This window comes from Pseudomonas sp. BIGb0164 (assembly GCF_024810135.1).
Taxonomy (GTDB): Bacteria; Pseudomonadota; Gammaproteobacteria; order Pseudomonadales; family Pseudomonadaceae; genus Aquipseudomonas.
Genome location: NZ_JANUEA010000010.1, coordinates 79703 through 89712 on the forward strand (window position 1 = coordinate 79703; position 10010 = coordinate 89712).

Below are 10010 nucleotides of genomic sequence, written 5' to 3' on the forward strand. Positions count from 1 at the left end.
TGCCGGCGCCTACAGGTTGTGGTGTTGTTTAGAAATGCGCCACATCCGACACCCGCTCATCCAGTACATCCCGCGCCAGCGCCCAGGCGCGGTCCTGGGACTCCACCACCAGCAGCGGGTAGCCCCAGGCCTTGCCGAAGGTCACGGAAAACGGCTTGAGGGCCAGGCGCTTGGCCGCACTGGGCTCCACCTGAATCATGCCTTTGACGTAGGCCCGCAGCGCCGGCTTGTTTTTCTTCATCCAGATCGACGCGTGCTTGCGCTCTTCGTGGGAGTGTTCGTGATTGCTTTCATCCACGGCTTTTTCATGCAGCAGCACAAAGGCTTGCTGACGGGCCAGGAGGCCTTCGAAGACCAGGAAAGCGTCAGCCGGGCCGCCTTCGTTGGGAGCGTCGAAAACGATTTTCACCACCGGGAATGTTGTGCTGTCGAGTCGCATGGCAGAGCTCCTTGTTGAGAATGGATCTCACTATAGCGATCGACCTACTGGACGGCATTGCACAGAATAGCCAGACTGTTTCGCAATTCAGCCAAGCTGTGATGCCCACCATGAAACACCATCGCCTTGAAATGCATGACCGCTCGATGGTCAAGGATGCGGATCAATTCCCCCGCGCCGTGGTGGCCGTGGGCGCCACCAGCACGTCGGATGCCTGGGAGCATGCGCAGCACGCCCACCGCAAGGGCCAGCTGCTGTACACCCTGCGCGGGGTCATCCATTGCGAGATCGAAGCGGGCATCTGGATCGTGCCGCCGCAGTGCGCGCTGTGGATTCCCGGCGGCGTCTCCCATGCGGCACGGGGTTCTGGCGAAGCCGAAGTCTATTGCCTGCTGATCGACCCCGACGCCGCCTGCGCCCTGCCCCCGCAATGCTGCACCCTGGCGGTGTCAGGCTTGCTGCATGAGCTGATCAGCAAGGCCGTGAGTTTTCCGCTGCTGTATGACGAGGACGGTGCCCAGGGCCGTTTGATCAACACGCTGCTGGATGAATTGGCGGCCGCGCCCATCGAGGCCCTGCACCTGCCCATGCCCCAGGACCCGCGTTTGCGTCGCCTGGCCGACAGCCTGCTGGCCGAGCCCGCCGACAAGGCCACGCTCAGCCAATGGGCGGTGCGCATCGGCATGAGTGAACGCAGCATGACGCGCCTGTTGCTGGAGGAACTGGGCCTGAGTTTTGGCCGCTGGCGCCGGCAGTTGCACGTGATCCTGTCGTTGCAACGCCTGGCCAAGGGCCAGAGCGTGCAGACGGTGGCGCTGGACCTCGGCTATGAGAACGCCAGCGGCTTTATCACCATGTTCCGCAAGGCCGTCGGACAACCGCCAGCGCGTTACCTGGCAGACCGTGCCGGGGCCCTGAACGCGCCGTCCCCCGCGACCATTGCGCTAAAGGAGGCAAAAGGCTAGCTACGTTGCACTGCAATCGGGTGATTTAAGACCCGAATCGGGTAGTGCGGAAAATGAGAACCCGTATCATTTGCGCCATTCTCCTTCAGGCGTGGACACCATGGAACGCTCTTCCCTCTCCCAAGCCGTACGTTGTGCCTTGTTTTTGTCTTGCACCCTGCCGCTGATGCAATCGGCGATGGCCGCCGATGTGACCGTCGATGAGCTGGATGCCACCGTCATCACGGCCACCAAGCAGGACACGCCGCAGTTCAAGACCACCAACAGCGTCAGCGTGGTCAAGGGCGAAAAAATTGAGGACAGCCACCTCGACACCCTTGGCGAAGTGGCCCAGCGCCAACCCAACCTGTACTTCAGCACGTTCACCCAGCACACGCCGTCGCTGACCATTCGTGGCCTGGGTTTTTCCGATGATGAAGGCGATAGCATCAGCAACAGCGTGTACATCGACGGCGTGCCCATGAATGGCCTGGTGCTCGGCCAGCTGTACGACATCGACCAAGTGGAAATCCTGCGCGGCCCGCAAAACACCCTGTACGGGCAAAACAGCATGGGCGGCCTGGTGGCCCTGCGCACCCGAGACCCGGAGTTCACCGCGGGTGGCAAGGTCAAGCTCGAATACGGCACCCACAACCAGCAGCGCGCCGAAGTCACCGGCAACCTGCCTCTCACTGAAAACACCGCCGTACGGGTGACCGTCGGCGGCGAAAAGAACGATGGCATGATCGCCAACCCCACCCTTGGCCGCCACGACACAGCCGGCTGGGACAGCGGTTTCGGCCGTATCAAGTTGCTGCACCTGGACGACGACGGCGGCGAGTGGCGCTTCGGCTTGCACCACATGAACACCCATGGCGACAACGACTATTTCGCCACCCGCGACCTGGCGAAAAAGTACCAGTCCAACGCCACCGACGCCGGCACCAACAACACCGAATACACCTTGTTCACCGGCGAATACCGCAAGCGCTTTGCCGATAACACGCAACTGGTGGTCAACGTCGGCGCCAACCAGACCGAGTGGGATTACTGGTTGCCCAAATCGATCTTCGGCGGCACTGCCGGCTACGACATGAAGACCCGCCAGTACACCGGTGAAGCCCGGCTCAACGGCCAGAACGGCAACATCGACTGGCTGGTGGGCGGCTTCCTGTCCCATGTGCGCCGCGACGCACCCTACACCTTCGACCTCAGCCCGTCTTTCCTCAGCGCCACCAAGGCCAAGGTCGAGGGTGACACCGTGGCCACCTTCGGCGAGCTGGGCTGGCGCTTCCAGCCGCAATGGCGCGCCGCCGTCGGCCTGCGGGTGGAACACAACCGTCGCACCATGGACTGGAGCAGCACGCAGGGCGGCATGTTCGACAGCGATGGCGACGGCGTGCCCGACACCAGCTTCGCCAGCCTGGAATCGTTCAACGACCGCAAGGTCAGTGAAACCGTGGCCCTGCCGCGTTTCAGCCTGGAGTTCAGCCCCAACGACCAGCACTTCACCTACCTGGTGCTGGCGCGCGGCTACAAGGCTTCCGGCTTCAATACCTATTCCACCACCGCCAGCGCGGCTGGCGATGCCTACCACCCGGAATACGGCAGCTACGCCGAGCTGGGCTACCGCTACCGCGCGCCGAGCAAGGTGTGGGAAGTCGGCGCCGACGTGTTCTACACCCGCCTGCGCGATCAGCAGGTAATCGTCGAGGACGGCGGCGGCCAGACCTCCACCAGCAACGCCGGCAAGTCCCATAACAAAGGCCTGGAGCTGACCGCCACGGTGCGTCCGGTGGAGTCGGTGCAGGTCAATGCCTATGCTGCGTTGCTTGAGGCGCAGTTCGACGACTACACCCGTGGCGCGGTGGACTATTCCGGCAAGCAATTCCCGAGTACACCCAAGCACAGCTACGGCGTGTCGATGGACTGGGCGGCCACCGACCACATCACCGTCGGCACCGGCCTGACGCGCCAGGGGCAATCCTATTTGTACCCGAACGCCACGCTGTCCCAGGGCGCCTACACCCTGTGGGACGCCAACATCGATTATCGCCTCAAGCAATGGACCATCGGCCTGTTCGGCAAGAACCTGGGCGACACCACCTACTTCACCCGCGCCATGGCCAACGGCATGGTCATCGCCGGCCAGCCGCGTACCCTGGGCGTGCGGGTGGGCATGGAGTTCTGAGACTAACGTTACAACCTTGCAAATGAGAACGATTAGTAATAGCCTGCGATCCATCTTGAAAGCTCGCAGGGATTTCCGGGCAATGCGCTGGCCTCTCCGTAACAGGGGCCCGCGCAGGAACAAGGACACTTGCGAGCCGTCTGCCCCCTGCCCAGGTCTCCTGGGCGGTTGCCTGCGAGGACGACCATGTACCAGCTTCGCGCTTCCACCTTCTTTGACGAAACCGCGCCCCAGGCCGGCCCGCCCGGTTGTCACGTGCGAACCCAGGTGGTCCAACCCGGCCTGGAAGTCTCCCTGGTGACCTTCAACGCCACGGACTCGGTGCGCATCAGCACCATCGACGACAACCCTCACCTGCACTTCAGCTGCATGCTCAACGGCGATATCGACGTGCGCGTCGGCCGCAAAGGCCTGCACCTGGGCAAAGACCAACTGATGACCAGCTTCGCCCCCGCCGAACGCTTCGAGCTGGAATTCGCCCCCGCCCATCGCAACCTCGAACTGCGCATCACGCCCCAGCGCCTCAGCGAACTGGCCGGCGAGGATTACCAGCGGCTGGGCGACAGCATCGAAGGCAACTTCTGCCTGCACACCACCCACGGCAACCAGCGCATCAAGGACGCCGCCCTGCGCCTGGAACGCCTGCTGGGGGATGATTCAGCCTCGCCGCTGCTGGTGCACTCGGCCAGCCTGGAATTCCTCGCCTGGCACCTCAAGGCCTTCAACCCCAAGGACCAGAGCGAGCAGATTTCCCGGCGCGAACAGAAGCAACTGCTGGCCGCCCGCGAACGCCTGCTGATGGACCTCAGCGCCGCGCCCACCATCGAACAACTGGCCCGCGAGACCGGGCTCAACCAGCTCAAGCTCAAGCGTGGGTTCAAGGCCATGTTCGATGTGAGCATCTACGCGCTGTTCCAGCGCGAACGCATGGGCAAGGCGCGCCAGCTGCTGCAGCACCATGGGGTGACCGACACCGCCTCGATGCTCGGCTACAGCAACATCAGCCACTTCAGCGTGGCGTTTCGCAAACAGTACGGCGTACTGCCGCGCGATGCCCGGCGCGGCGCGCTGGAATAAGCCTTACCCCGCCTGCTGCTGCCACAACTCGGCATACAGCCCGCCACGTGCCAGCAACGGCGCGTGGCGGCCGCGCTCGACGATACGCCCCTGGTCCAGCACCAGAATCACATCGGCATGGCGCACCGTGCGCAAACGGTGCGCCACCATGATCAGCGTGCGCCCCTGGGCCAGGCGCGACAACGCGCGCTGGATCTCATACTGCGCCAGCGGGTCGACCGACGCTGTGGCTTCGTCCAGCAGCAAAATCGGCGCGTCCTTGAGCAACGCCCGGGCGATCGACAAACGCTGACGTTCGCCCCCGGACAAACGCTGGCCGTTCTCGCCGATGGGCGTGTCATACCCCTGGGGCAAACGCTGGATAAACTCATCACAACCGGCCTGGGCACAGGCGTGCCTCACCTGCGCCAGGCTGGCGTCGGGTTTGCCCAAGCGCACGTTGTCGAGCACGCTGGCGTCAAACAGTTGCACGTCCTGGAACACGAAACTGCACGCGGCGTAGAGCTGGTCCAGGCGCATGTCGCGTACGTCTACGCCCCCCAATTCAATGCGCCCCTGCTGCGGGTCGTAAAAGCGCGCCAGCAAGTGCAGCACGCTGCTTTTACCGGCACCAGAAGGCCCGACAATCGCCAGCATCTGCCCTGGCTCCACGGCAAAAGCCACCCCCTGCAACGCCCACTCCGGCTGTTCGGGGTAACGCAGGCCCACGTCACAAAAACGCACGCCATGGCCCTGTGGCGCCACCGGCTGCGAGGGCTCGGCAACTGCCGGAATATCCAGCAAGGCCTGCAACCGCGCTTGCGCCTGGGCCAGGCCGCGCAGTTCGCTCAGGTACGCTGCCACATCCAGCAAGGGGTCGAGCAAACGCGGCGCCACCAGCGCGAACAACATCCAGGTCAGCGCCGGCAGTTGCTCGGCATTTGCCAGCAGGCCCGCCACGAGCAACAACAGCACCAGGCTCAAGTCCACGCACAAACGGTACAACTGGATGGCGCTGCCACCCCACACTTCCACGCCCAGGCTGTGACGTTCGATCTCGCCGAACTGCTGGTCCAACCCTTCGCGCCACGCCCCGGCGCGATTGAACAGACGCAAGGTGCGCAGCCCGCCGATAAACTCCACCAGCAGTCCCGCCGCCCGCATAAAGCTGTGCTGCTTGCGCCGGCCCGCCGCCAGGAAAAACCCGCTCAAGCGGTTCAACAACACAAACGCCAAGGGCAGCGTCACCAGCAGCGCTGGGGCCAGGCGCCAGTCCACCCACACCAGCACGCCCATAAACAGCAACGGCACCGCCAGCGACGCCAGCAACTCGCCGAGCACGTGGGTGAAAATGGTTTCGATACGCTTGACGTCTTCCGTCAGGCGCTCACCCAGTTGCCCGATCCTCTCTTGGCGAAGCGCGCCCAACGGCAGATGCGCCACATGGTCGAGCAAGTGGCGCCGGTAACCGTGCATCAACTCATAACCGCCGAGAAAACTGTTGAGCTGCCCGAAGTGCGAACACACCAACTGCGCCACCAACAGCGCCGCCAAGCCCACGCTCAGCCACACCAGTGAAGGCATCGCGGGCTCAAGCAGCCACACAAACCCGAGAAAGAACGGCGCAATCGCACACGCCCGCTCCAACCCGCGCAAGCCCAAGCCCCACCACAGGCGCGGCGAGCGTGTATCGGCAATGCTCACCACTTGGCGCAGCCCTTCAATCAACCCGTGCATGCTGCGTACTCCCGTCTCGGATGGTCCAGTCTTCACTGTCGAACTGGTGCTGCCATTGCGTGGCATAAGTGCCGCTGCGCGCGAGCAACTGGGCGTGGGTGCCCGATGCCTGGATCACTCCGCGCTCGAGCAACACGATCTGTTCGGCATCGCAAATGCTGGTCAGGCGATGGGCAATCACCAGCAAGGTCTTGTCCGGCCAAGTGGCGCGCAGGGCCTGGTAAAAGCGCCGCTCCGTGCGGCTGTCGGCAAAGGCAGTGGCCTCGTCCAGCACCAGGATCGGCGTCTGCGCCAGCAGCGCCCGGGCCAGGCCAATGCGCTGGCGCTCGCCCCCGGACAAACGCACGCCACGCTCATCCATCGGCGTGTTCAGCCCCATTGGCAAGGCCCGTACAAAGTCCTCGGCCTGGGCCACGCGCAGGGCACTGTCGATCTGTTCGAGGGTCGCGTCGGGCCGGCCGATGCGCAGGTTATCCAGCAACGTGCCCTGGAAGATGAATGCGTCCTGGGACACCACGCCCACCGTGGCCGCACGGGCCGCTTCACTGAGTGCCGACAGCGGCTCACCGTTCACCCGCACCTGCCCGCGTTCAGCGTCCAGCAACCCACCCAATAACCAGGCCAGGGTACTTTTGCCGCTGCCGGAGGGCCCTACCAACGCGGTCATTTGCCCGGCAGGCAAGTGCAGGTCAACGCTCTGCAGCACGGGTTGTCGGTCATAGCTGAACGACACCCCTTCAAACATCACTTCCAGCGGCGGGTTCAAGGCTTGATCACGCGCGCCCGCCGGCTGCGGCCACACCAGCAACGGCGCGAACCGACGCACGCCGCCCATGATTTCCTGTACCTGGGAATTGAGCCGCGCCACCCGTAATAACGGCCGCAGCATGCCAGTGCCCAGGATCAACACCAGCACCAGCTCGGCCTGGGTCAACTGCCCCGCGCCGTACAACCACAACCCCACGGGGAACAGCACCGCGACGTTGGCCCCCAGCAACACCACGAACACCGACCAACCGGGCACCGTCATGCCGATCATGCGGCCGATCAATTGCCGGTAATGGACCAAGGCCTCGCGCATGCGCTTGAACGAACGGGCGTCCTGGCGGAAGGCTTTCATCAACGGTGCACTGCGCAAAAACTCCAGGGTGGCGCCATCCAGGTCATCCACCGCCCCGGCGTATTGCGCCAGCCGCTCACCCAGTCCGCGCATCATCCAGGCCTGGGCCAGCAGCGCCAACGGCACCGGCAACAAGGCACACAACGCCAGCCGCCAATCGAGCAAGCACAGGGCGATGAATACCCAGATCGGGCTCAACAGTGCCGCCACGCACTCGACGCTGTGGTGGGCGATGAATTGCTCCATGCGCTCCACATCCTGGATCACCCGCTGCTTGAGTTCGCCGCTGCTCAAGCGGCTCAACCACGGCAGCGGCGCCCACGACAAATGCTGCACCAACGCACGCCGGGTGTTGAGCAACACGCGATACGCCGCCACATGGCTCAGGTAATACGCCAGGGTGTACAGCAGGTATTTGCCTAGCAGGGCCGCCGCCATCCAGCCGGCCAGGGTGAACAGGTCAGCCCCCACGCCAGGCCCGCCCTGCACCACGCGGTTCACAGCCTGGGCCAGCAAGAAAAACGGCAGCAACTCCACTGCCGCCGCCAGCACCGCCATGGCCACCGCCAGGCCCAATCGTCGCCCCTGGCCCCGTAGCAGCCAACGCCAGCTCGGCGTTGGCGCGTCGGCCTGTTCAGTTTTCATCGCCATCCCCAGCCTGATTCGAGTGTCCCGGGATGATTGATCAAGTGGCCGGCCGACGGCTCCCCTGATCGGTTCGCACAGGCCCCGGATGGGAATTATTGCTGGCCCGGCGCTGCGCACTTTTGGGCATAAGGTTGTAACCAAAAAATTCGGATCAGGGCCATGACGTTCGGTTTCGGGCAGTCCATTCGTTGAATAAGGAGAATGATTCTCAACAAACCAGCTTTCCAGCGACCCTCACAAGGAGCCCGAACCATGCACCCTCTTCATTGGCGCGACACTCAAGCCCTGCACCTGACCGGAGGCGGCCTGTGGCAACCCCAAAGCCTGAATGAGCACCTGCAAGGCTGGGCACGCGCCTTCGGACCACGCATCGCCCTGATCGAAGGCGAGCAGCAACTGAGCTACCGCGACTTCGAACATCAAGTGTGTTGCCTCGCCGGTGGGCTGGCCGACCTCGGCATCCACAGCGGCGACCGCGTACTGGTGCAACTGCCCAACGGCATCGACTTCGCCCGCACCCTGTTCGCCCTGTTGCGGGTGGGCGCATGGCCGATCCTGGCAATGCCGGCGCACCGCGAACGGGAAATCCAGGCCCTGTGCGAGCTGGCCGAACCCAGTGCCTACATCGTCGCCGAGCGCTTCCTGGGCTTTGATTACCGGCCCATGGCCGAACGCCAATTGGCGCTGTGCCCGTCCCTGAAACAGCTGATCATCGCCGGTGCCGTGGCCACCCAAGGCGTGCCCCTGGCCAGCGTCAACGGCGCGCTGCGTGAACCGGCGAAGGTAGACCCCCACAGCACCGCGTTGCTGTTGCTGTCCGGCGGCACCACCGGCACCCCTAAATTGATCCCACGCAGCCATGCCGATTACGCCTACAACGCCATGGCGTCTGCGCAACTCTGCGGGTTCGACCAAGACTCGGTGTACCTCGCCGCCCTGCCCATCGCGCATAATTTTCCACTGGCTTGCCCGGGGCTGATCGGTGCCTTGTCCACCGGCGGTCGCGTGGTGTTCTCGCGCACGGCGGGGGCGGATGAAGCCTTTGACCTGATCGCCCGCCACCGCGTGACCCACACCGCCCTGGTGCCGCCCCTGGTAAAGCTGTGGTTGCAGGCACGCGAGTGGGACCACAGTGACCTGTCCAGCCTGCGCCTGTTGCAGGTGGGCGGCGCGCGGCTGTCCAGCGACGTCGCCGCACGCGTCACCCCCGCCTTGGGTTGCGCCTTGCAACAGGTGTTCGGCATGGCCGAGGGTTTGCTCTGCTACACCCGCCTGGATGACCCGCAATCGGTGGTGCTCAACACCCAGGGCCGGCCCCTGTGCAACGCCGACGACGTGCGCCTGGTGGACGCGAATGGCACACCCGTTGCCCCCGGCGAAGTCGGCGAGCTGATCGTGCGCGGCCCCTACACCATCGCCGGCTATTACCGTGCCGACACCCACAACCGCCAGGTGTTCGACGCCGAAGGCTTCTTCCATTCCGGCGACCTGGCGCGCTGGACCGCCGACGGCAACCTGGTGGTCGAAGGGCGGATCAAGGAACAGATCAACCGCGCCGGGGAAAAAATCGCCGCCGCAGAAATCGAACAACTGCTGCGCGAGCACCCGCTGGTGCAAGACGCCGCCGTGGTCGCCCTCACCGACGAACGCCTGGGCGAACGGGTGTGCGCCTGCGTGATCCTGCACACACCGCAACCCTTTGCCCTGAGCACCCTGCACCAGCATTTCCAGGGCCTCGGCCTGCCGCGCCACAAGTGGCCGGACCAGCTGGAAATCCTGCACAGCTGGCCCCTGACCAGCGTCGGCAAACTCGACAAACGCCAATTGCAGCAACGCTTCCAATGCAAGGCCGAACCGCGCCAGCGTTACCTGGAA

The 10010-nt window shown here is 64.3% G+C and carries 6 protein-coding genes and 1 pseudogene; 4 read left to right on the plus strand and 3 right to left on the minus strand.

The window, feature by feature from the left end; genetic code table 11:
- Positions 1-28: 28 nt before the first annotated feature.
- Positions 29-439, minus strand: a complete 411-nt coding sequence (locus tag M2394_RS24275; protein ID WP_259174850.1) for a hypothetical protein — start codon at positions 437-439, stop codon at positions 29-31.
- Between the two features lie 110 nt (positions 440-549).
- Between M2394_RS24275 and M2394_RS24280 the strand changes: the two genes are divergently transcribed.
- The 3 genes from M2394_RS24280 (at position 550) to M2394_RS24290 (ending at position 4651) form a co-directional block, all read left to right on the plus strand.
- The gene (locus M2394_RS24280) at positions 550-1404 is read left to right on the plus strand and encodes a helix-turn-helix domain-containing protein (RefSeq protein ID WP_259174851.1); all 855 of its coding nucleotides are present in this window, start codon (positions 550-552) and stop codon (positions 1402-1404) included.
- 100 nt (positions 1405-1504) lie between these two features.
- Positions 1505-3574: a TonB-dependent receptor gene (locus M2394_RS24285; RefSeq protein WP_259174853.1), complete on the plus strand. Its 2070-nt coding sequence runs from the start codon at positions 1505-1507 to the stop codon at positions 3572-3574.
- A gap of 186 nt (positions 3575-3760) precedes the next feature.
- Entirely contained in the window at positions 3761-4651 is an 891-nt protein-coding gene (locus M2394_RS24290; RefSeq protein WP_178922270.1) for an AraC family transcriptional regulator, read from the plus strand.
- Positions 4652-4654: 3 nt separating this feature from the next.
- Here the strand turns inward: M2394_RS24290 and M2394_RS24295 are convergent, their stop codons facing one another.
- Together M2394_RS24295 and M2394_RS24300 are read right to left on the minus strand one after the other, a co-directional pair.
- Positions 4655-6367 carry an ABC transporter ATP-binding protein gene (locus M2394_RS24295; RefSeq protein ID WP_259174854.1) on the minus strand — a complete coding sequence of 571 codons (1713 nt, stop codon included), beginning with the start codon at positions 6365-6367 and terminating at the stop codon, positions 4655-4657.
- On the minus strand, positions 6351-8132 hold the full coding sequence (locus M2394_RS24300) for an ABC transporter ATP-binding protein (RefSeq protein WP_259174855.1): 1782 nt from the start codon (positions 8130-8132) through the stop codon (positions 6351-6353). The genes M2394_RS24295 and M2394_RS24300 overlap by 17 nt, the downstream gene beginning before the upstream one ends.
- Before the next feature lie 255 nt (positions 8133-8387).
- On the opposite strand from M2394_RS24300, the pseudogene M2394_RS30575 reads away from it, so the two are divergent.
- Positions 8388-9962, plus strand: a pseudogene (locus M2394_RS30575) ((2,3-dihydroxybenzoyl)adenylate synthase); the annotation flags it as partial.
- Between the last annotated feature and the right edge of the window lie 48 nt (positions 9963-10010).